The following is a 20,806-nucleotide window of genomic DNA, read 5'->3' on the forward strand; positions in this document are numbered from 1 at the left end:
GCAACACTGACCATTCTGGCTGGGACAGTCGCAGGGGTGGGGGCAACGTGCGGGCAGAGCCGATCGCCGGTCGATACGAGCGGGTCGAGGAAATCGGCTCCGGCGGCATGGGGCACGTCTGGCGCGGCTACGACAGCGTCCTCGACCGTGAGGTCGCCATCAAACTCATCCGCGTCGAGGCCGTGCAAACCCCGCAGCAGGCGGAAGAGTTCGCCAAGCGTTTCCGCCGCGAGGCCCGCGTCACCGCACGCATCCAACACCACGGCGTACCCCAGGTGTACGACGCGGTCCTCGACCGCTCCTACGACCGGCTCTACCTGGTGATGGAGTTTGTTCGCGGCACCGCCCTGCGGGCCTTCATCGACCCACAGCATCCGCTGCCGGTCACCTGGGCAGCCGCTATCGCCGCGCAGATCTGCACCGTCCTCTCCCACGCCCACGCCATCCCCGTCGTGCACCGCGACCTCAAACCCGACAACGTCCTGGTCACCGCTGATGGGGCTATCAAGCTCCTCGACTTCGGCATCGCCGCCATCCTGCGCACCGACGTCACCCGCCTCACCGCAACCGGCAGCGCCCTCGGCACCCACCACTACATGCCGCCCGAGCAGATCCAGAACGCACAGATCACGCCACAGAGCGACCTATACGCCCTGGGCTGCGTCCTGCACGAACTCCTCGCCGGGCAGCGGGTCTTCGCCGGCGGCAGCGACTTCGAACTGTGGCACCAGCACGTCACCGAGCCGCCACCACCTCTACGGACGCTCCGCCATGACGTACCTGCACCGATTGAGGAGCTGGTCCTCGATCTGCTGGCCAAGGCCCCCGAGGACCGGCCGGCGGACGCCTACGACGTCTACGAGCGGCTGCTGCCCTTCCTGCCCCTACCTGGATCGGCACTGCCCGCCTCCGAGCGCGCGAGCAGCACCATGCCCGACCCGACGCTGGTGTACCGCCGACCCAACGCGCCCCGTCGCCGACCCGCGCCCGCCGCCGTGGTCCCGGCCCCCCGCAGCGAGACGTCGACCGCCGATTCGGCGGCGATCCTTCAGACCGGGCTTCGAGACGCGATCAAGGCCGCCGTCTCACAATCTGACGAGCTGCTAAACGACGAGCGGTTCGCCCAGGCCGCCGAGGTACTCGAGGGCGTGATCAGTCCCGCCAGCGCGGCGCTCGGTGCTGAGAGTCCCCGCGTGCTGGGCCTGCGATCACGGCGAGCCGCCATCCTCATCATCGGCGGGGACTTCCGGCGCGCGCTGCCGGAGTTCGACGCCCTCGCCGCCGCGTACGCCCGCACCGCTGGCCCCACCAGCGAGGACGCGTTGGAATGCGTCCGGCAGGCAGCCCACTGCCGGGCTGAACTCGGCCAGGCCACAACAGCCCTGCGCCAGTTCCGGCAGGTGCTGACGCACGTACGCGCCGCCTCCGGCGACGTCTCCCCCACGGCTCTCGACCTGCGCCGCAACATCGGCATACTGCTGATCTCCGAAGACAAGTCCGCCGAGGCCGCGGACGAGCTGCAACCGCTGCACGACGACCTCTGCGTCGTCTACGGCCCAGACCATGAGCTGACCCGGGAAGTCGCCGACCTGCTTGCCCGGCTCCGACTCGCCGCCGACTGATAGATCCGCCACCGCCCCGCCACCGCCGTCGGCTCAGGTCTTTCGCGTGTTGTCCGGGGTTGCTCTCGACATCGGTGATCTCTATGCTTCCTGGGCGTCAAGAGTGGTCAGCGTCAAGCCTCCCGGCTTGCTGACCCGGCAACCGCGCCACCCGCGCACGGTGCCTCCGGGGGAAGACCAGGCCGACCGCAAGCTGCGGTACGGCAAGAGCGGGTGCCTCGGGCACCGGAGAGCGAGTTCACCGTGCCACTCGAAGAGCTGGACCTGACTGCTTTCGCGGTCTGCCTGACCTGCGGGCACCTCCGCGACGGTGCCCGGCGCAAGCAGCGGTGCCGCTGCCAGCCCCGTACGCCGGAGTGGGAGCAGCAGTGGCAGGGCCAGGACATTCCTGGTGACCTCGACCTGTGTGTGTTGTGCGTCCGGGACACGGTGACCACCCGAACCCGGTGGTCGTGGCTGGCCTGCGAAACCTGCCGACACGTCTCGCAGCTCGTCGGCGAATGGTACGGCCACCGCGCCGCACTGCCGCTGGGCCGGCACTCGCTCATGAACGGCGACGTGGTTCAGCCGCCGACGGCCACGAACACCGAGGTCGCTGCCTCGATGGTGGCCTCCATGCGGCGTTGCGACGAGCTACGTGAGTGGCAGCAGGTGGAGTTCGCCCGGCTCGCCGAGCCACTACGCCCAGTCGGCCCAAGCGTGCCGCTGGCCGAGTGGCAGCGGCAGTCGCCGCCGTCGCTTGGAGCAAGCGTCGACGCTTTCGACCGCTATGGCGTCCTGCCCGTACCCAACGACCTCAGCAGCCTCCGGCAGGCCCAGAACGAATTCCTGTCCACCGCTCGTTGATCGCCAGTCCAGCCGGCTGCTGTTGGTGGTAGGCGAGATCGCGAACAGCAGCCGCGCTGGTCATCGCCCATCGACGGCCCGGTGATGACGGGCAGCTCGAATGCCGCGGCGTTCGATAGCATCCGGCCATGATGGACAGTGGCGGGCAGCGACGTCGGCGCCTGGTGGTCGAAGCATGACCATCATCAGTGGTTGGCCGGCGCTGACCGTGGCATTGAACAACAGAGCCTCACCAGCGAGGTTGTTCATTCAGGAGCGGTTCGGCCGCTGGCATGACCTGCAGGCACGGTATCGGGAATCCGTGGGCTCCCTTGTCGTGCCTGGGAGCCAGGCGAACCCTGGCACCGTCGGCTCAGCCTTCGACTGGATGGTGCGCTTCATGCTGCATCCCAGGCCGGACCTGAGCTTGGCACTGCTCGGCGCGCGCACTCCCCCACTACGGCACGCGGTCCACGAACTGGCGCGCACGCTGAATTACTCCGAAAGCGGCGACGGCGTGGGGACCTTCCGGTTCACCGGGCCGGCCGCAGGCAGCGAAGCCGACCATCAACTCGCTGCCCGGGCCTGCTGGGCGCTGGCTCTCCTCACCGACCTGTACCGGGTCGGTCCCACACCCGGATCCCCGTTGATGGCCGTGGCCCCAAGGTCCATCACCGCCGAGAAGCTCCTTGAGCTCGCCCCACCCGCGGCCCTCGATGAGCTCCAGGCACTGCGCGCCTTCGCCGAGCAGAGCCTCCTGCCGTCCCTGTCGGCACGGCATGGCGCTTGGGCCCTCGGACCGACCTTCGCCGGATCATCGCTGATGAACGCCGACGCCGACCTGATCGCCGCAGGCCTGTTGCTTGAACTCAAGACGAGCCTCGGCAGCAAGCGCCGCGACGGGACGCGGCGGTCATCATTGGAAGCGCCGACCATCATGCAGCTGCTCGGCTACGTACTGCTGGACTTTCCTGACGAGTTCGCCATCGAAGCCGTCGGCGTCTACAACGCCCGCTACGCACACCTGACGACGTGGCGCCTACCGGAACTCCTGGCTGAGTTGGCGGGCCGGCCCGTCGACCTGGAGGAGGAACGTTTGGCCTTCCATCAGCTGCTCGCCAGGGGCGACCACGTTAGTCCTCGCGTCGGAGACCATCTATGTAGCCCTGGATGAGGGCGGACGCGTCGCGGAAGTTGAGGTCGAAGAACTCGCGGTCCTTGCGCACTCGGTAGGGCGCCAATCGAGCGTGCAGCTCGGCCTCCACCGACGGAGCATCCGCGACCACCCACAAAGCGCGCACGCCATACGGGATAACGACGCCGGTCGCCCGATTGATCTCCCTCACCCGCTCCTCGACGGTCCGCTCGGTGTAGCCAATCTTCAGCATCCGCGGCTGCTCCCGAGTCGACAGCACGTAGATGTAGCCAGCTCCTCGCGGTTCGCGCGGCTGTTCCCCGACGAGACCGGCCAAATGAACCTGCACGTCCGCGTCAATCAGTAGCGTGAGCTGCTTCGCAGCGGTGGCATCGTCGCCGTCTTTGATGGCGGTCCGTAGGCGATAGAGCGCATTAACAGCTCGTCGGCAACGCTTACGTCCGGGGCGGCCCAGTTGTTGCCAGACCGTGAACCAGTCCCACTGGTCCTGCTCGTGACAGCGCCAGTAGAGCCCCTTGACTTCCGACAGGGCCTCCAGCAGTGACGGGCTGGACTCAATCGGGCCGCTCTGCAGGTAGCTCAGCACCGCCGCTACCGACTGACGTCGTTTCTGCTGAACCTCGGGCTTGACGGGAGCCATCCCGAAGCCCCACTTCTGCGCGACCTGCACACGGTGGTCTTGAACTGGAGATGCCACGACCGCCTTCCCCTCCCGTAGCTTCATGCGCCGTCGGATGCGGCGATCCCGGCCACCTCAGCAGCGGCCGGAATGAGCGGGAAGAGTATCGAACACGACTCGCTGGCCGCCGAGCCGGAGCCCGGACGGAAGGCCGCCCGCGTGCGAAGGAACACACGCGACTACAGGCCGAGAGACCGGAGCGGGCAAGATGACCCTCTGCGTGGTCTCCGGCCCTACCCGCGAGAAGACTCGGCGATCGCCAACGTGCTGGCCCGCGTCCGGCTCGCCGGGGCCGGGGGTAGGTGACAATGGCATCCTGTCCCACCGCCATGGATCACCATGACGGATCGCTCGCGGCGATCGCCCGAGGAGGAGTCCGTGGAGCTGGCACCAGAATCTGATGCCGTCTCTGCAGCCAGCGCCGTTCGCGCGTCAATCGGCTTCGACCAGTTGCGCGTGGTCGGGGAAGCGCTGTACTGGCTGGAGTCTCGTCCGAGCTCCGGGAGCGGCCCGGCCCTTGTGAGATGGTCGGCCAACGACGGCGTGGCCGACGTAACTCCGTCGAGGTTCGCCGTGACCAGCAGTGTGCACGCCTACGGCGGTGGTACGTACGCCCCGAGCAGCGACGAGGTGTGGTGCGCCGGCGTGAACGGCCTCTACCGGGTGGCCGGAGGCAACGTCCGCCTGGTGGCGGAGGACTCGTCGTCGTTCGGTGACCTGACGATCGGCAACGGCGAGCTACTCGCTGTAGGGGAGACCGACGACGGTGACGCCCTGGTGGCGGTTTCGTTCGTCGGCGCCCCGGTGATGCGGGTGCTTGCGGAGACGTCGGGATTCTTCGGGGCTCCGCGACCCGGGCCGGGAATGCTGGCCTGGTTGCGGTGGAGTGAGCGGGACATGCCGTGGGACTCGAGCGAGCTGTGGGTGGCGCCCTATGGTGCCGACGGGTTGCTCGGCGATCCGGTGAAGCTCGCAGGCGGGCCGACGGAGTCCGTGGTGGAGCCGCGGTGGGGGCCGGACGCCGCCCTATACTTCGCGTCGGATCGCAGCGGCTGGTGGAACCTCTATCGCTGGGATGGAGAATCGGTGGAGCCGGTGGCTCCGGTGGCGGCCGAGTGCGCGGCCGAGCCGTGGGAGCTGGGCTACGTCTCTTACGACTTCCTGGCTGATGGCCGGATTGTGATGGTGGTGCAGGAGGGACCGCGCCACCGCCTGGCCGTCGTTGATCGTGCGGGAGCGGTCGCCCCGCTAAAGCTGCCCTACACGTCGATCAAGCCGTACCTCGCGGTGGGCGGCGCGTCGGTGGCCTTGGTGGGATCGTCACCGGAGGTGGCTCCGCAGGTGGCGCTGGTGCACCTGGGCGACGAGCCGCGTGTGGAGGTGTTGGCTCGGGCCGAGCATCCGGGGCTTGACGGGCTGGCGGTGTCGACGCCGGTGGAGCTGCGCATCCTGGTTGAGGGCAGCCGGGAGGTGGTGGCGCTGGTATATCCGCCAACCGGGGCAGCGCCGGACTGGTGTGCGCCCGTCATCGTACGGGCGCACCCGGGTCCGACGGCTTCCTGCCTGGTGCGGCTGGACTGGCAGGCGCAGTTCTTCACCAGCCGCGGGTTCGCTGTCGTCGACGTCGACTACACCGGAAGTACCGGGTACGGGCGGGTATTTCGGCAGGCTCTCTACGGCCGTTGGGGCATCGACGACGTGGTGGACTGCCGTGCTGCCGCCGAATTTCTGCTGACCGAGGGCCGGGCGGTCCCGGAGGCGGTGTTCATCCGTGGAGCCAGCGCAGGCGGGTATACCGCGTTACACGCGGTTGCACAGGACGGTCCGTTCATCGCGGCAACCGCCGTGTCAGCGATCGTCGATCCCGAGCGTTGGGCGGAAACCGTGCCTCGATTCCAGCGCGCACACGCGACCCAGCTGCGCGGTGGCGCCGGGCGAGTTCGTGCAGAGGACATCCGCCGACCCGTCCTGATGATCCACGGCACCGCCGACGACGTAGCGACCGCCGACGACGTGCGGGAACTCGCCGACGAGTTGCAGAATCGGGGCGCGCCGCATGAGCTGATGCTGCTCGACGGTGTTGGGCATTACGTCGCCACCTCGGCTCATGCTGCCCGGGCGTTGGAAGCAGAGCTTGCCCACTACCGCTCGGCGATGGCCGAAATGGCGTCCGGCTGACGGCTACACCACTGCGGACGGTAGCCGGTGCCGCACGTACTCGCCGAGTTCCTGCACTTCCGGCTCGCCCCGGTAGGGATCGAGGTCGACCTGGACGTCGACGATGCGTTGCACGCAGCGGTGGGACAGGGTCGCGGCGGCGTGGTCAACCGCAGTGCGCGCTGTGGCACAGGCTTCGTCGATCCGCCCGGCCGTTGCCAATGACGAGGCGAGGAGCGCGGTGTCGATCGCGAGCCGGCGCACGTGCGACGGACGAAGCCCGGCGAGGGCTGCGCCGAGGTGCCGTTGCGCCTGCCGGGGCTGGCCGAGGTCGTGGAAGCAGTGGGCGAGTTCGTCGGCCAGGTAGGCGGCGGTGAAGTAGCGAATCCACGGCGGCTCCTCGCCCGCCCGGCTACGGGCAAGCTGCCGTTCCGCGACGCCGAGGTGGGCGGCGCAGGCCGCCTCGCGCCCGAGGCGGGCCTGGGCGCGGGCGGCCACGGCGTGCAGCGCCGCCCGCACGGCCGGGGTGGCGTGGGTCTCGCTGCCCGTCAATGCCGCGAGCGCCATCCGTAGCGCGGGCTCGGGGTGGTTGCAATGCAGGGACAAATGAGCGATGTTGACCGCGAGCAGGTATCCGCCGTACACGCGGTCACCGGCGGACTGGGCCAGCCGGAGGGCGCGTAGATAACGGCGTTGGGCCAGACCGTAGGCGCCGGTGTCGACCGCCTGGTACCCGCACAGCTCAAAGAATCCCGCCGCGAGCCCTTGCAGGTGGACACGGACGGCCTCGTTCGCGGGCGAGGCCGCCAGCAGCTGGTTGAGTTCGCCCTCGATGTAGTGCTGCACCTGGGCGTGGACTCGGCCGGCCCCGAAGGTGTGGTCCAGCTCGCGAAACATCGCCAGCGAGGTCTCCGCAGCCTGGATATCTTCTTCCGACACCCACCCCGAACGGGCCGGAGCGTCGACCCTATGCGTCAGCGAGCCGACTTCAGCGGTCAGCCATTCCAATGCGGCGCGATCGAGGACGCCGGGCTGAAAAGGCACCCGCCTGACCAGCTCGGCGCGTTCGCCAACCTTCGGGTGGTCTGCGGTGCCGCCCGCAGAAGGGCTGGCCGTTCCTGGAATCGTTCGGGTCCTGCGACGCTCTTCCTCGATTAGCGGCCACATCCGCGTGAGAGCGCCGTCAGCCGAGAGTGCCGCGTCGCACGCCTCAGCGAACTTGCGGGATGGGAACCGGTCCGCTGTTTCCACCCGGCGCACCAGGTCCGCGCTGAAGCAGATCATCGCCCCGAGCTTCGCCTGCGAGCACTGGGCCGCTTCGCGCAGGCGACGGAGCTCGGCGCCGAAGAAGTGGCGCTGCGACGCGAACGCCTCCAACGCCCGCGGCGTCTGCCCCATGGCGCATCCCTTCGAGTGCGTCGCAGCTACTGCATCCAGGTGCAGAGGCGGCAGAGGTCGACGAACGCTGATGTTACTACGATTTGTCACCGGCAAGAGACGCGGCCATTGCCTAAAGAGGCTGGTCGTGGGCGTTGAGCGAAGAATCGCGCAGGAGCCGGATGCGGGGATTACGACAACACCCACCGGTCCTCGTGGCGGGGGCAGGACCGGCCGGTAGTGCTGAGGGCCACCCCGAGCCGGACAGGCTCGCCAGCGTGCCTTGGCTGACCGTGCTCGTGCCGCTGATGCCGCAGGTCACCGCGGCTCATGTCGCGCAGGCGATTGAAGCCGAGCGTGCTCACTGCCGCTCGGCGGTGGCCGCGGTCGCGACCGGCTGAGGACTCCGCCGCGTCTGTGCCCTTGGCGATCGCTCGTTCTAGCCTCTGAGCCACGCAGTCAAAGCCCGGTGGCCGCTGGTAAGCGGCCGAGTATTGGCACTGCGCGGAACGCCTCCGCGTACGCGGCGTTGATCCGCCTGCCGTGCAGCTTCCCGAGCGCCTCGGCCATCGGCCCGAAGTGATCGAGGATCGGCTGGGAGGTGTGGGACCGAAGGGCGTCGAGCTTGGTGGGCCATTGGTCACCGACGTCGACGATGATCGGCAGGTCGATTGGGCGGCCGTGCTGGTCGAGGTTGTTGTAGCCGTCGCAGTGGTAGACCCGCGTTGGGTGCCCGGTAGTGATGACGACGTCGGGCAGGGCGCTGAGGACCGCCTCGGCGCATCGGCGGTGTTCGGGGTGGATGTCGTTCGTCGGGTGGGTGATCAGTACGTCGGGGCGGACTTCCCTCAGCACGTTGGCGACGGTCGAGACAGAGAGTTGGTCCATGAGGTAGAGATCAGCCCCGAGCAGGCGTGCGCCGACTGTGGCCTCGGCGTCGCGGACTGCATCGTGGTGGGGTACGGCGATGACGGCCGTGCCTCCGTGGCGGACCTGGCGGGCGATGGTGCCGCCTGCCCACAGTTCGGCGTCGTCCGGGTGCGCCATGAGGGTGAGCAGGACGGAGCCGGGCGTCACCACAGGCCCAGTCCCTCAACGATCTCCGCCGGTGTGGGCAGGAGTTGACTCCGCTGGCCGGTGGGGATGACGGGAACGTCCAGCTCGTGGTTGAGGCGGATCATGTCCCGCCATTTGCGGGCCAGGCCGAGCTGTTCCCGAAGAAAGCGGCCCCGTCCGGTGTCCAGGCGGCCGGAGGTTGCCAGGTCGTCGAGGCTGAGGCCGTCGGCGAGGAGGGTGGCGGCGGTCTTGGCGCCGATGCCGTGGATGCCGTGGATGTTGTCGGCGGGGTCGCCGGTGAGCGCGCGAAAGTCTGCCCATTGGGCGGGTGTGACCTGGTGGCGGGCGAAGACGTCGGCGCGGCCGATATAGCGCTTGCCGGGGTGCATCTTGGTGTTGAGCACGCGGACGCGATCAGTGACGAGCTGGTAGTAGTCGCGGTCGCGGGACATGATCACGATCTCGCGGGGTGGCGGGGTGATGCGGACGAGTGTGGCGATGACATCGTCGGCTTCGGCGTGGTCGAGTTCGGCCCAGACGATGCCGTGCCGGTCGAGGCCGCGCTTGACGTCCGGGAGGAACTGGATCGGGGCCAGTGCGGCCGGATCGGTGGGCCGTTGGGCCTTGTAGGTGGGGTCGACCTCTTTGCGGTCGCTGCCGCCGTACTGTCCGTCAAACACGACGATGACCTCGGGTTGGTCGCTGAGGTCTTCGCGGATGGCGACGCGGAGCAGGGCGAAGAACGCGAATACCCCGGTGAGAAGGCGTGTCTTGTCACGGGAGCGGATTTCGGCGGGGAAGCCGAAGGTGGCGCCCCAGAGCAGGTTGTGTCCGTCGACGAGCAGGAGCGGACAGGGTTCGGGTGCGGATGGCAGGACAGAGCCGCCCATCAGCTCACCACCTTCAAGAGTTGGTTAGCGACAAGGGCGGGCCAATAGTCCCGCGAGCGGTAGTACGCGGCCCGTGATGCTGCGGCGTAGTTTATCGGGTCGGCCAGCAGGTGCTGGGCGGCGCGCCACAGGCTGTCGGGACGGGACCGGTACGGCACGATGGCGCCACCGTCGCCGATCAGGTGGGGCAGGTTCCCGACGTCGTAGGCAACGACCGGAGTGCTGGCGGCCATGGCTTCCAGCGCGACGAGGCCGAACGTTTCGGCCCGGGACGGGACGATGACGACGCTGGCGTCGGCGAGCCAGGGCGAGACCTCGTGCCAGTCGAGGCCGCCCAGCAGGGTCACGCCGGGCGTCTCTGCGACCAGGGCGCGGCACCTGCGGCGTACCTGTTCCTGGCTGCCAGCGGCCAGCTCGAATGGTGCGTCGGCGAGCGCGACTTCGATGGGCCGATCGAGGACGTTGATCGGTTCGAGCAGTTCAGCGACGCCCTTTTCCGGTCCTAGCCGGGCAAGGACGCGAACGGGACCGCTGGCCCGGAGATGCTCGCGGTCACGGCCAGGTCGGGGCTCGGGCACGGCGAGCAGGGTGTTCGGCACCACGCGCCAGCTGCTGCTGTCGTAGCCGCGGGCTGCCGCATCGGTCACCACGGTGGCTGAGGGCGCGATGACGGCATCAGGGCGACGGGCCAGCGCTGCTTGAAGATCTACGTCGTGGCCGATGACGTGTGCGGCGAGGACGGTGCGGATGCTGGGGTGGGTCGGCATGATCCGGCCGAGTCCCCACAGGGCGTCGACGTAGACGACGGCGCGTACCTGACGTCGCCGGAACAGCCGCTCGAGCTCCTCGCCGATGGCGGGGGCGGATGCGTCGGTCGCCGCGCGCAGGGTGGCGTCGTCGCACGGGAACTGTACGTCGAGGCTGCGCAGCCGCTCGATGGGTACGTTGCGGTAGGTCGGTGGCGCCGCCGGGTCGGCGGTCACGATGACGGATTCAGCGTTGATCTGCTGGAGGCCGACGGCGTGCGCGATGACGGCGCGTTCCATCCCGGCCGGGACATCGGGCCGCCAGGAGGCGAGGACGAACGCGATGGTCATGCGGTCCGTACCCGGCTCGGGATAGGCAGGTCCTCGATCGTTATCTCGGCGGCGAGTGTTGGTTCCCAGGGGAACCAGACCCAGTCGTCGACAGTCCAGATCCACAGGTCCGGGTCGAAGACACTCCCAGTGTTGCGGCACAACGCCACGGTGCGCAGGGCTACGTCCGGGCCGAGGTATGCGGTGAGTTCGGGCAGCAGCGTGGCGAAGGTGGCACCCGTACCGCAGATGTCATCAACGACGAGAACAGTGCCCCCCAGGCTGCCCGCGGCCGGTCGGGTGGTGAGAGGGGTGAGGTCGTAGGTGACGGTGCCGGTCGCTTCGGTGTAGGTGGCGTCGGTTGAGTTGTGCTTGGCGTCGACGTGGAAGCTCGGGACATGCAGGAGTTCGCTGATGCCCCGTGCTGGGGCGAGGCCGCCGTTGGCGATGCCGATTGTGGCGGTGATAGGCCAGTTCCGCTGCCGGACGGTGTCGGCCAGCACCTCGATCGCCCGGTCGTATGCGTCAAGCTGGATGCGGAGGATCCGTTGGTGGCGGAATGTGCGCGGGCGGGCAGGTGGTTGGTGCGCCGGCGAGATGTTCATGGGGTGCCTTCCCGAGCGCTGAGGGCGAGGTCGGTGGCGCTGCGAAGGGGGTGCAGGCCGCCGATGTTGAGGGCGGTGATGTCGTTGCGCCAGACTCGGCCGTCGGCGCGGATGACGGTGAAGTTGCCGGCGACGTCGCGGGTACGCAGCCGCATGTTGAGTCGCTCGGGGACGTCCAGTGCGGTGAACAGGGTCAGGGCTTCGTCGTCGCTGAGCAGTTCGTTGGGCAGAGCGGTGCCGGCGCCGATGGGCAGCATCTGCAGGGCGCTGAAACCGCAGGCCCCGAGTCTGGCGGCGAGGTCCACCATCTCTTGCAGGTAGCCGGCGGTGCGGCGCATGAGTACGGTCTGGATCTGTACGGGGATGCGCAGATCGACCGCGGTCTGGATGCCTTCGATGGCTCTGGCGAAGCTGAGCGGTCCTCGAATGGCGTCGTGGCGGGCCACGTCGGGGCCGTCGAGGCTGACCCGGATGGCGTCGGTGTGCCCAACCAGCTCGGCGGCGCGTCGCGCCAGGTGCCAGCCGTTGGTGGTGATGGAGACGGCACTGCGGCGCCCGCCCCGGACGATGTCCAGCAGCCTGGGCAGGTCTCGCAGTAGCAGCGGTTCGCCGCCGGAGATATCGACTCCGAGGACGTCGGCATCGGCGAGGACGTGGGCAACCCGGTGCCGTTCGGTGGTGTCCGCCTCTTTCACTGAGGTGTCGTCGAGGCACTGCGGGCAGTGCAGGTTGCATCGAACGATCGGCGACCAGCAGATGCTGTCGGGGGTAGACCGCCCGAGGTCACCGGGCGCAACGGGTGGCCAGCCGGTCACCGTGGCCTGGGCGAGGGTGACTCGGCCGCTCCCGATGGGGGTGGGAGCGCGGTGTGTCATCCCTGATGCGGGATCGTGGATGAGGTCGCCGTGGGCGGCGAAAGTTCGCATCATCGCAGGGTCTCTGCCGTCCGCAGCAGATTGCCGGCGCGCTCGGCCAGGTCCGCGGCGCGGCCGGTGGGCGCCGGCTGCGCGCAGAGCTGCCGGTAGAGGGCGATTCGGGGTGCGACACCGGCGAGCTTGGCCTTCCAGGCAGCAGCGGGATCGGGTGGATCGATGTGCCAACCTCGGGCTTGCCGCAGCGGGATGACGAAGCAGCCGTGGCCGATGAGGGCCGCACCGAAGTAGGTGTCTTCGGCGCCCCAGCCCTCGGCACCGAACGCGGGGTGAAAGCCGCCGACGTCCAGCACCACCCGGCGAGGCACCGCGACGAGGGCGGTCACGGCCATGCGGGGCAGGTCCCAGTCGTAGTAGGTGCGACCGTTGCCGAGGTCGATGAAATCGCGGGTGTCCTGTAGTGGCCTGCCGACGAACGGCGTCGGGTAGACCTGGCCGGTGTAGAACATCGGCACACCGGCCGGTGGGGTCCATCGCATTCGATGGTCCGCGTCGAGGTCAGGCTCACCGGGCGGCACGACCGGGTAGCCGTTGGCGTCGGCCAGGTAGGGGATGTTGTTCCGGAAGCCGACGAGGACGGTGTGATGCCGGGCGCGGGCGGCGACGTCTGCCAGCACGTGGTCCCGTAGGACCATGTCGGCGTCGAGGAACACGATCGTGTCGCCGGTGGCGAGGTGGACTCCGACGTTGCGGGCCGCTCCCGCGCCCGAGCGGGCGTGCAGGCGGACGGCCCGGTCGACGCGCGGGTGTTCGGCGAGCAGCTCGGTGGTGGCATCGGTGGACGCGTCGTCGACCGCGATCACCTCGACGGTCGCCGCAGTGTGCTGCTCAGCGAGCGCGTCGAGAACCGGTGCCAGACTATGGGCGGTGTCGCAGGCGGGAATGACGACGCTGAGCCGGGCGCCGGCTCCGAGCTGCGGCGGAGTCGGGGCGTGCCAGTCCAGGCCGGTGCGGTGGGTGAACGTCGCGGTGATGTGGCGGTAATCGTTGGCGGTGGCGGCTAGCGCCTCGCTGAGGGTGGTGGGCACGCTCACCACCCCCACGCGTCGAGGACCTTGGCGGCCTCGGGCCAGCCGGTGGCGTGGTCAGGGATCCAGTGGATACGCGGCCGGTGGGGATCGGCGAGGAGGTCGGCGAGGAGCACCAGGTAGGGCGGTTCGGCTATGACGAGGATGTCGTCGGGGATGCGGTCTGTGAGCAGGTCGGCTTGCAGCTGAGCCCTGACGCGCGGGCGCAGCGCGACGGCGCGGGCCGGGTCGAGGGGCCGGTCGTAGGTGTGCAGGTGGGTGTCGGCGGTGACGAGGCCGTGCTCGGCAGACAGGAATCGGACCCGGCTGCGCTGGTGCGGCAGGTGACCAAGCCGGGCACGCAGGTGCGGCACACAACCACCGTCGTAGAGGTCGAGGGCAGGCAGCGGCGTGGTCGTGGGCGTCTTCTCCGCCGAGCAGCCGACGATGACCAGCTCTGCCGGATCGGCGTGGGCGGTATGGGCGAGTCGCAGGCGTGGGAGGTTCATGGGGTGCGCACCGGCCTGACGGAGATGCCGGGGCTGCGGCGTTCGACGGGGGCGGCGTTGAGGAAGGTGGTGTGTGCATACAGCGGTGGGGAGGCGTACGAGCCGCCTCTGATTATCTTTCCCAGGCCCATGGCGGTGCTGGCGGTCCATTCCCAGACGTTGCCTGCCAGGTCCAGCACGCCCTGCGGCGTGGCGCCTGATGGGTACCGGCCGACCGGCTGGGCGGCACGTGGGGACTGTCCGGTCCCCGTGAGTAGGGCGCGGTCGGGGGTCCACGGTTCGTCGCCCCACGGGTAGAGGCGGCGACTCGGTCCGGCGGCGATCCATTCCCACTCCACCGATGTGGGCAGGCGCCCGCCTGCTTCGGCGGCGAGGCCGATGGCGTCGCCGTGGCTGATGCCGGTGATCGGCAGGTCGGTTTCACCGACGCCGCATTGGGCGGCGGTCAGTGGCGTCTCCGCGACGAGGAGGTCAGGCACGGGACGGGGTTTGCGGGCGTCGCCGTAGAGGCAGGTACCGGCAGGGACGTGTATCCAGCGGACGCTACGGGGGCGTACGAGCGGTCCGGTGTGCGTGATGGTCATCGGTCGGCTCCTTCTATCCGTCGATGAGGAAGAGGTCTTCGGTGTTGGCCTGGTGCGGTGCCCGGACGCGGCTCTTGCGCGGGTGCGGCTCCATCTGCCAGTTGGCGAGGGCGGCGGTGAGGGCGTCGATCGCGGCGACCGCACCGGCGTCGTCCGTCGCGAAGATCAGGTAGTTGTCCGCGAACCGCACGACCGGCCAGCCGGTGAGCATGGCGTCGACCTGGGACAGGCGCAGGTGAAACAGCACCGGCCACAGGCCGCTGCCTGGGACGAGCGGCGTCGGCAGCGCCTCGACGACGCGGCGGAACAGCCGCAGGAACGAGCCGTCGGCCACGTGGACGGCGAGCCAGTCCACGAGCTGGTCGGTGCTGCCGCCTGCCGAGGCACCGGCCACGTCGACATCGGCGACCCACTGCCGGCCCGCCGCCAGGTGTTGCTCGGCTTGGCGCAGGGCGGTGATCCGGTTGCGGCGCGGCCGGTATGCCGATACCCAGTCCGCCAGGACGTGGTGCTCGATGATCGGCTCGACTGCGCGGCGCATCGCCCGGTGCACGATGCGGTCCTCCACCGTTGGGATCACCGCCGGGAAGACCTTGCCCGTGTAGGAGGTGATCTCCACGTGCCGTAGCGGGCCCGGCTCCCACGTCCCTGTCCGCAGCCGGTCGGACAGCTCACCGAGGCGCGGTCGTAGCCCGCTGCGGTAGCCGGCCCAGGTGACGCCGTCAGCACCCGGTGCGCCGGCACGGCGCATGCACAGCCGAGCCGCCGCCACCAGGTGCGGCAGGTCCACCAGGTACGGCATGAGGGAGTGCGCCGGGGACTGCACAGGTGGGGCGGGTTGGGCTATCGTGGGGTTCGCTTGGACGGCAGGAACGATCCCGCCGCCGACGATCGCAGGGCCGCTCCCCCACACGCGCGGCCCGTCGCGGCGGGAACGACGGCCCCGTCCAAGCCCATCTGACCTGCGTGAGTCCGGTGATTCAGCGGCCACGGGTGTCCTCCCACAGCAACACGTGCAGGCGGCTGCTCAGGTGCCAGCCTCTGGCTAGGACCGCGTCCGCGAGGTCCCGCATTCCGGCTAGGACCGCATCACTGGTGGTGCCTTCGGGCATCACCCAGACGGGGTCCAGCCCGAACTGCTCCTGAAGTCGGGCGATCTCGTCCAACTCCGCTGTGTCGGCGGCCACGAACTTGAACACGGCCCGGCCCGAGCCGACCAGTGCCGACAGCGCGTCCGGGTTGATCCGCCGCCGACCGTCCCTCGGTCCGGCGAAGCCAGAAAGCTTCGGAGACACGTTGAACGCGCCTATCGATGCGACAAGTGCCGGCAGGGGAACGACCGTGCCGTTGGTTTCGACCTCTACCCGTCGCCCCGCAGCGGTGACCGCGTCCACCACGGGCAGCAGCCGGTCCTGCTGCAACAGCGGCTCGCCGCCGGTGATGACCAGCAGCCGTGTCTGCTGTGTCAACACCCACCGAATGATCTCCTCGGCCATGCGGTGGGTCGTGTGCGCGCGGAGATCGAAGCGGGAGGTATCCCACGTGTATGGGGTGTCGCAGCGTGGGCAGGAGAGGTTGCACCGCGACAGCCGTAGGAACAATGCCTGCTGGCCGGTGCTCGGTCCTTCGCCCTGCAGGGTCGGGCCGAATGTCTCCGCGACCAGCAACGGCCGCGTCGGCACCGCAGGCGAGCCGGCTGGAAATGGCGGCACGGCGGGCATGGACGGGGCTGTCATGGCAGGCCTGGCCCGTACTCGGCGAACGTGGACGCCGTTTCCGACACCCGGACCTTCTCCACACGAGCCGGTTCCGGTAGTCCCAGATGGTGGCGGCACCACTGGTAGAAGTAGGCGGCGAGGTGCTCGCTCGTCGGTGGTGCGTCCAGCACGGTGTTGAGGTCGCGGTGGTCGAAGTGGTCGCGGACATGCGCGCTGAACGGGCCGAGTTCGGCGAAGTCCACGACGAACCCGGGTCGGGTCAGCGCGCCGTCAGAGACGAGGTGCACCTCGACGGTGTAGCTGTGGCCATGGACGCGCGCGCACTGGTGCCCTTCGGGCAGGTCGGGCAGCGAGTGCGCGGCCTCGAACCGGAATTGCTTGCCGATGCGGAACACCTAGATCACCCCTGAGGTGTTGGCGTACTCGGTCGGGTCCGTCACGCCCGCCATCGCGAACGCCTCGCGCCGCTCGACGCACGTGCCGCAGGTCCCGCAATGCCGCTCGCCGCCCTTGTAGCAGGACCAGGTGTCGGCGAACCGCACGCCGATGGTGTCCCCGAGCCGGGCGATGTCGGCCTTCGAGCAGTCGATGAACGGCGCGACGACCCGAAAGCCAGCGGGCAGGAAGCCCTCGTTCGCGAGCCGGACAGTCGACTCGTACGCGGCAAGGAAGGCTGGTCGGCAGTCAGGGTAGATCGGGTGGTCACCGGCGTGGGCACCGAACGCGACCGCGTCCGCACCAGCGGAGACCGCGCGGGCGACGGCCACATCGAGCATGATCGCGTTGCGGTTCGGTACGACCGTGGCGCGCATCGAAGCATCGGTGTAGTGCCCGTCCGGCACATCGACCTGGGCGTCGGTGAGAGCCGAGCCCGTCAGCACACCGACGATGCCGGTCAGGTCGACCACCACGTGAGGCACGTGCAAGGCCTCGGCGGTCCGTGCCGCATAGTCCAACTCGCGGCGGTGCCGCTGCCCGTAGTCGCACGACAGCAGCGTCACCGTCGACCCGGCCTGCTGCAGGGCGTACGCCAACACGGTGCTGTCCATGCCACCGGAGACGATGACGACGACGTGCGCGGGCACCGGAGTGACCAGCGGCAACACGGCAGCGGTCACGGCCGCCACCCCCGCCCCGCCAGGCTGAGGAACTCCGACCGCACCGAGAGATCGCGTTCCAGCGCGCCGCGCCACGCCGAGGTCACCGTTGAGGCGCCGCGCGCCTTAGCTCCGCGCAGCGTCATGCACAGGTGCTCCGCCTCGACAATCACCCCCATTCCGCCGTTGTCTGGGACGACCTGTTGCAGTCCGTTGGCGATCTGTTGCGTCACGTTCTCCTGGACCTGCAACCCTCGCGTGGCGTGCTCAACCAACCGCGTCAGCTTCGACAGCCCCAACAACCGCGCGCCCGGGAGATATCCCACGGTCGCCGAGCCGACGAACGGCAGCAGGTGGTGGGCGCAGATCGCGGCGAACGCCACGTCCCGCACGATCACGAAGCCCTGATGCTTCGCGTCGTTGACGAAGTCCGTCGCCTCGAACGGCGCCGGCGTCAGGACCTCGCCGTACGACAGCACCATCCGTTCCGCGGTGCGCCGGAGGTGCTCGACCTGTGTGTCGACGCCGAGCGCGGCCAGCATCCGCTCAGCGGCGGCTACCGCCGCGGCGACGTCTGCCCTCGCCACCTGAACGGGCGCAGAGGGTCGTATTTCGATCACTGTCATGCCTACTCCTTTTTGAAGGTCCGAGCGCCCCAGCGCTGCGGAGTCCAGACGGGTTCACATTCGAGGCGTGCTGCGCCGGCTCGAAGCTGACGCTCTTTGAATCGAGGCAGGGATCACGGCGTCCTGCTCGGAGTTGGCAGGCACTCCGAGCGCCGAGGCAGATCCGTCAGTCGAAGATCCGGCCCAGGAGCGTGCCCTGGCCGGATTGCAGGATGTGCCCTGCCGTCAACGGCACCCAGAAGCACTCGAACTGGGTCGGCAGTTGGGTGCCGTCGTGGTCTTCCTGGCTCGACCAGCGCCTGGGCGTGGGCTCGAAGAGCTCCAGGAGGAAGATGTGTCGGTGCTGGATCTCGAACCGCAGCGGCCTGATGTCGTACTCGGACTCACCCAGCTTGCGGACGACCTTGAGGTCCGTGAGCCCGGTCTCCTCGCGGGCTTCGCGCAGCGCGGCATCCTCCGGAGCCTCACCGGGGCGGATAGTGCCGCCCGGCACCTGGAGGCCCACCTCTTCGTAGCTGTAATTCGTGTGCCGGAAGACGAGCAGCAGCCCATTCCGCACGATGTAGCAGAGCGCCTTGTGTGACACGACCTTTTCGGGCATGACGACCTTTCGCTCGACGTCGAACCTCGATATCGGTCCGCGCCCTACAGCGCTGATGCGGGGCACCATCTGCCCGCTCGAACGACGATCGATCTGTCGTCAGCGCCTCCCGTCGACCATTAGACAGCCATCGACGTCACCATTGATGTGACCCGGATGCGGACAACAGCACTTGTCCGCATGACGGCCTCGATCGGAGTGACGATGCCAGCCGTCGTCCGGTCAGTGATCCGGAAACGCAGCGCCCGGACCGCCAGCGTCAATTCCTGGTCATGCCTTGGGCCCCGGCAGGAGGCCGTAGTGATCGGCGAAGGAGCGGACAAGGTCCTCGAGTACGGCTTTGCCCTTGGCTGCGGTGGCGTGAGACGGCAGACCGATGACGCCGCTGGTGGTGTACCCACCCATGCCCCGCGTGAGGAGGTGACGTCGGTCGTCCGCTACGTGGTCGGCATGCTGGAAGCCATCACGCACGACCTCCGGCGCGACGTGCAGGAGGAGTGAAACCTCGAGCTCGCCAGCGTGCATGTCCTGGTGGGCGGTGCTGTGCAGGCCGGCGGCCAGTCGAGCATCGTCCCAGTCGGCCCGAGCGGGGAACAGAGTCATCCGAGGTTCGGCGACGTTGGCTTCCTGAACGACGTTGGCAAGTGCGTAGTTCCCGCCGTGTCCGTTGATCACGGCGAGCTGATCGATGCCCGATTCACGCAGGGAGGTGGCGATGTCGACGACTACGGCGGCGAGGGTGGTGGCGCTGATACTGACCGTTCCACGCCACGCCGCGTGCTCGTGGGAGCAGGAGATCGTCACGGGCGGTAGCAGGAAGAGGTCGTAGCGCTCAGCGACTGCCTTCGCAATCGCGCATGCCACGATGGTGTCCGTCAGCAACGGCAGGTGGGCGCCGTGCTGTTCGAAACTCCCGACTGGGAGGATCGCGACGGACGCCGCCCGCTCGGACTCGTCGGTGCTCGTTGCCGTGGTGATGAGGTCCACGGGCTAATGGTTACACGCTTCGAGAGTCGCCTGCCGATAGGCGAGCACGAAGGCCGCCGCCTCAGGAACGGCTGGCTGCTGTCGAAGGGCCACCGCCGTGGGGTTCAACCAGCGCAGGGCCCGCCCGGAGGAGGTACCAGCGGCCAAGGTCAGGGCGTTGGTGGCCTCGGTCGCGGCGCGTTCGACGTTGCCACTGTTGACGTAGGCGGTGGACAGGGCCGATCGCCATAGGGCCTCGTCGACACGCCACTGACTTGGCCAGTCCTGAAGAAGCTGCTCGTAGAGATCGGCTGCCGCCGCCGGCTGGCCAAGCAGTAGACGGCACTGCGCTTCGTGGGCAGTCACGTACACCGGGTTGCAGTGGACGCCAACATCGATCGGCAGTTCCGAGTCCCAGTCGGCGCTGCCGGCAACCCTGTGCGCCTCGTCGATGCTGGCAACGCAGGAGTTCTGGTCGCCGCCCATCGCGAAAGCCTGAGCCTGACGAACCAGCAGCAGAGCGCGAATGCGGCCCGGTAACCGGACCTCGTCCAGAGCCTGCTGCGCCAAGGCAGCGGCTTGACGCGGGTCGAATCGTTCGAGAGCGCGTTGGCTCTGCCTCATCAGGACGTAGCTTGCCAGCGCCGGCGCGTTGGCCTCGACGGCGTGCTGCTGGGCGCGTCGCAGCCATGCGTCCGCCTCGGCGGCATCGCTCTGCTCGTCGATCCAACTGAGGAACTCGGCCCACATCGCCTGGGCGATGAGCACGTTTCGACGGTCGGTTGAGCTGCTCCGTCGCTCGATGGTGGCTGCGGCACTGATCTGCGCATGGGCGGTGGACGCCATCCCCGCATATCCGGTGCGGTTTCCGGCTGTGGCGAGACTGGCGAGCTGCTCGTGCCACGAGCGGAGCAGGTCAGTCTCCTCGGAATGATTCATGACGACCGCGAGCTGGCCGTCCGCACCGCCGGCGAGGCGGTAGCCGACGCCGGTCAATCGACGCTCACGTTCAAGGTCCGACAGGAAGGCGACCAGCTCGCCACCCGTCTGCAGCGCGGCCTCGCACGACTCGACCAGGCGGGCGGACGGCCAACGTTCAGCCTTCTCCACCTTGCCGACGAGGTCCCCGCTGACGTGCACCAGCCTGCCCAGAGCGCGCTGGGACAGCCCGCGGCACTCGCGCCACTGTCGCAGCGCGGCGCCATACCCATGCAGCACTGATCGATGCGGGGTCAGTCGTCGCGGAACCTGCGCCACCGGTACTCCTGGATGCCGTTTGCCCGCCGCTGCCGCAGTCAGACGGGCCTCACCGTACGTGCTCGA

General features: G+C 68.8%; 23 protein-coding genes and 1 riboswitch. Of the genes, 5 read left to right on the forward strand and 18 right to left on the reverse strand.

Annotated features, from left to right (window positions below):
• Positions 1 to 47: 47 nt before the first annotated feature.
• The 3 genes from ABZ794_RS18040 (at position 48) to ABZ794_RS18050 (ending at position 3,621) form a co-directional block, all read left to right on the forward strand.
• Complete coding sequence (locus ABZ794_RS18040) at positions 48 to 1,622, forward strand: serine/threonine-protein kinase (RefSeq protein ID WP_357516401.1); 1,575 nt, start codon at positions 48 to 50, stop codon at positions 1,620 to 1,622.
• A 95-nt stretch (positions 1,623 to 1,717) separates the two neighbouring features.
• A riboswitch (SAM riboswitch) is annotated at positions 1,718 to 1,838 on the forward strand.
• A 27-nt stretch (positions 1,839 to 1,865) separates the two neighbouring features.
• Positions 1,866 to 2,468, forward strand: coding sequence for a hypothetical protein (locus tag ABZ794_RS18045; RefSeq protein WP_357516403.1), 603 nt, complete (start codon positions 1,866 to 1,868; stop codon positions 2,466 to 2,468).
• Between the two features lie 175 nt (positions 2,469 to 2,643).
• A complete protein-coding gene (locus tag ABZ794_RS18050) occupies positions 2,644 to 3,621 on the forward strand; it encodes a hypothetical protein (protein WP_357516405.1) in 978 nt (325 codons plus the stop codon).
• Here the strand turns inward: ABZ794_RS18050 and ABZ794_RS18055 are convergent.
• Complete coding sequence (locus ABZ794_RS18055) at positions 3,581 to 4,273, reverse strand: GIY-YIG nuclease family protein (RefSeq protein ID WP_357516407.1); 693 nt, start codon at positions 4,271 to 4,273, stop codon at positions 3,581 to 3,583. The genes ABZ794_RS18050 and ABZ794_RS18055 overlap by 41 nt on opposite strands.
• Before the next feature lie 654 nt (positions 4,274 to 4,927).
• Here ABZ794_RS18055 and ABZ794_RS18060 point away from each other — a divergent pair.
• The gene (locus ABZ794_RS18060) at positions 4,928 to 6,460 is read left to right on the forward strand and encodes a prolyl oligopeptidase family serine peptidase (protein WP_357516409.1); all 1,533 of its coding nucleotides are present in this window, start codon (positions 4,928 to 4,930) and stop codon (positions 6,458 to 6,460) included.
• A gap of 3 nt (positions 6,461 to 6,463) precedes the next feature.
• On the opposite strand, the gene ABZ794_RS18065 is transcribed toward ABZ794_RS18060, so the two are convergent.
• Complete coding sequence (locus ABZ794_RS18065) at positions 6,464 to 7,837, reverse strand: helix-turn-helix transcriptional regulator (protein ID WP_357516411.1); 1,374 nt, start codon at positions 7,835 to 7,837, stop codon at positions 6,464 to 6,466.
• 257 nt (positions 7,838 to 8,094) lie between these two features.
• On the opposite strand from ABZ794_RS18065, the gene ABZ794_RS18070 reads away from it, so the two are divergent.
• Positions 8,095 to 8,217, forward strand: coding sequence for a hypothetical protein (locus ABZ794_RS18070; protein WP_357516413.1), 123 nt, complete (start codon positions 8,095 to 8,097; stop codon positions 8,215 to 8,217).
• 58 nt (positions 8,218 to 8,275) lie between these two features.
• Here the strand turns inward: ABZ794_RS18070 and ABZ794_RS18075 are convergent, their stop codons facing one another.
• From ABZ794_RS18075 to ABZ794_RS18150, 16 genes are all read right to left on the reverse strand, one after another.
• Positions 8,276 to 8,893 carry a PIG-L family deacetylase gene (locus ABZ794_RS18075; protein WP_357516415.1) on the reverse strand — a complete coding sequence of 206 codons (618 nt, stop codon included), beginning with the start codon at positions 8,891 to 8,893 and terminating at the stop codon, positions 8,276 to 8,278.
• Positions 8,890 to 9,762: a 5'-3' exonuclease H3TH domain-containing protein gene (locus tag ABZ794_RS18080; protein WP_357516416.1), complete on the reverse strand. Its 873-nt coding sequence runs from the start codon at positions 9,760 to 9,762 to the stop codon at positions 8,890 to 8,892. The genes ABZ794_RS18075 and ABZ794_RS18080 overlap by 4 nt, the downstream gene beginning before the upstream one ends.
• Positions 9,762 to 10,859 carry a glycosyltransferase family 4 protein gene (locus tag ABZ794_RS18085; protein WP_357516418.1) on the reverse strand — a complete coding sequence of 366 codons (1,098 nt, stop codon included), beginning with the start codon at positions 10,857 to 10,859 and terminating at the stop codon, positions 9,762 to 9,764. Before ABZ794_RS18085 ends, ABZ794_RS18080 begins: the two co-directional genes overlap by 1 nt.
• Positions 10,856 to 11,443, reverse strand: a complete 588-nt coding sequence (locus ABZ794_RS18090; protein ID WP_357516420.1) for a phosphoribosyltransferase family protein — start codon at positions 11,441 to 11,443, stop codon at positions 10,856 to 10,858. Before ABZ794_RS18090 ends, ABZ794_RS18085 begins: the two co-directional genes overlap by 4 nt.
• The gene (locus ABZ794_RS18095; RefSeq protein ID WP_357516422.1) at positions 11,440 to 12,372 is read right to left on the reverse strand and encodes a radical SAM protein; all 933 of its coding nucleotides are present in this window, start codon (positions 12,370 to 12,372) and stop codon (positions 11,440 to 11,442) included. Before ABZ794_RS18095 ends, ABZ794_RS18090 begins: the two co-directional genes overlap by 4 nt.
• A complete protein-coding gene (locus ABZ794_RS18100; RefSeq protein WP_357516424.1) occupies positions 12,369 to 13,403 on the reverse strand; it encodes a glycosyltransferase in 1,035 nt (344 codons plus the stop codon). The genes ABZ794_RS18095 and ABZ794_RS18100 overlap by 4 nt, the downstream gene beginning before the upstream one ends.
• Before the next feature lie 2 nt (positions 13,404 to 13,405).
• Positions 13,406 to 13,891 (reverse strand): DUF6884 domain-containing protein, encoded by a 486-nt coding sequence (locus ABZ794_RS18105; RefSeq protein ID WP_357516426.1) that lies wholly within the window; start codon positions 13,889 to 13,891, stop codon positions 13,406 to 13,408.
• Complete coding sequence (locus ABZ794_RS18110) at positions 13,888 to 14,475, reverse strand: SUMF1/EgtB/PvdO family nonheme iron enzyme (RefSeq protein ID WP_357516428.1); 588 nt, start codon at positions 14,473 to 14,475, stop codon at positions 13,888 to 13,890. The genes ABZ794_RS18105 and ABZ794_RS18110 overlap by 4 nt, the downstream gene beginning before the upstream one ends.
• A gap of 13 nt (positions 14,476 to 14,488) precedes the next feature.
• Entirely contained in the window at positions 14,489 to 15,277 is a 789-nt protein-coding gene (locus ABZ794_RS18115) for a reverse transcriptase domain-containing protein (RefSeq protein WP_357516430.1), read from the reverse strand.
• Positions 15,278 to 15,455: 178 nt separating this feature from the next.
• Entirely contained in the window at positions 15,456 to 16,196 is a 741-nt protein-coding gene (locus tag ABZ794_RS18120) for a 7-carboxy-7-deazaguanine synthase QueE (RefSeq protein WP_357516432.1), read from the reverse strand.
• Between the two features lie 11 nt (positions 16,197 to 16,207).
• A complete protein-coding gene (locus ABZ794_RS18125) occupies positions 16,208 to 16,588 on the reverse strand; it encodes a 6-carboxytetrahydropterin synthase (RefSeq protein WP_357516434.1) in 381 nt (126 codons plus the stop codon).
• Entirely contained in the window at positions 16,589 to 17,311 is a 723-nt protein-coding gene (gene queC, locus ABZ794_RS18130; protein ID WP_357516436.1) for a 7-cyano-7-deazaguanine synthase QueC, read from the reverse strand.
• The gene (gene folE / locus ABZ794_RS18135) at positions 17,308 to 17,916 is read right to left on the reverse strand and encodes a GTP cyclohydrolase I FolE (protein WP_357516438.1); all 609 of its coding nucleotides are present in this window, start codon (positions 17,914 to 17,916) and stop codon (positions 17,308 to 17,310) included. Before folE ends, queC begins: the two co-directional genes overlap by 4 nt.
• Before the next feature lie 166 nt (positions 17,917 to 18,082).
• Complete coding sequence (locus ABZ794_RS18140; protein ID WP_357516440.1) at positions 18,083 to 18,517, reverse strand: NUDIX domain-containing protein; 435 nt, start codon at positions 18,515 to 18,517, stop codon at positions 18,083 to 18,085.
• 270 nt (positions 18,518 to 18,787) lie between these two features.
• Complete coding sequence (locus ABZ794_RS18145) at positions 18,788 to 19,504, reverse strand: creatininase family protein (protein WP_357516442.1); 717 nt, start codon at positions 19,502 to 19,504, stop codon at positions 18,788 to 18,790.
• A gap of 3 nt (positions 19,505 to 19,507) precedes the next feature.
• Entirely contained in the window at positions 19,508 to 20,740 is a 1,233-nt protein-coding gene (locus ABZ794_RS18150; RefSeq protein WP_357516444.1) for a helix-turn-helix transcriptional regulator, read from the reverse strand.
• Positions 20,741 to 20,806 lie beyond the last annotated feature (66 nt).

It is taken from the genome of Micromonospora sp. NPDC047187 (assembly GCF_040643355.1).
Classification (GTDB): Bacteria; Actinomycetota; Actinomycetes; order Mycobacteriales; family Micromonosporaceae; genus Micromonospora; species Micromonospora salmantinae.

Excerpts from the sequence above, each read along its gene's own strand:
- ABZ794_RS18085 (WP_357516418.1), bottom strand. The coding sequence starts at position 10,859 with ATGACCATCGCGTTCGTCCTCGCCTCCTGGCGGCCCGATGTCCCGGCC.
- ABZ794_RS18090 (WP_357516420.1), bottom strand. The coding sequence starts at position 11,443 with ATGAACATCTCGCCGGCGCACCAACCACCTGCCCGCCCGCGCACATTC.
- ABZ794_RS18140 (WP_357516440.1), bottom strand. The coding sequence starts at position 18,517 with ATGCCCGAAAAGGTCGTGTCACACAAGGCGCTCTGCTACATCGTGCGG.
- folE (WP_357516438.1), bottom strand. The coding sequence starts at position 17,916 with ATGACAGTGATCGAAATACGACCCTCTGCGCCCGTTCAGGTGGCGAGG.
- ABZ794_RS18115 (WP_357516430.1), bottom strand. The coding sequence starts at position 15,277 with ATGCCGTACCTGGTGGACCTGCCGCACCTGGTGGCGGCGGCTCGGCTG.
- ABZ794_RS18080 (WP_357516416.1), bottom strand. The coding sequence starts at position 9,762 with ATGGGCGGCTCTGTCCTGCCATCCGCACCCGAACCCTGTCCGCTCCTG.
- ABZ794_RS18120 (WP_357516432.1), bottom strand. The coding sequence starts at position 16,196 with ATGCCCGCCGTGCCGCCATTTCCAGCCGGCTCGCCTGCGGTGCCGACG.
- ABZ794_RS18065 (WP_357516411.1), bottom strand. The coding sequence starts at position 7,837 with ATGGGGCAGACGCCGCGGGCGTTGGAGGCGTTCGCGTCGCAGCGCCAC.
- ABZ794_RS18105 (WP_357516426.1), bottom strand. The coding sequence starts at position 13,891 with ATGAACCTCCCACGCCTGCGACTCGCCCATACCGCCCACGCCGATCCG.
- ABZ794_RS18110 (WP_357516428.1), bottom strand. The coding sequence starts at position 14,475 with ATGACCATCACGCACACCGGACCGCTCGTACGCCCCCGTAGCGTCCGC.
- ABZ794_RS18050 (WP_357516405.1), top strand. The coding sequence starts at position 2,644 with ATGACCATCATCAGTGGTTGGCCGGCGCTGACCGTGGCATTGAACAAC.
- ABZ794_RS18095 (WP_357516422.1), bottom strand. The coding sequence starts at position 12,372 with ATGATGCGAACTTTCGCCGCCCACGGCGACCTCATCCACGATCCCGCA.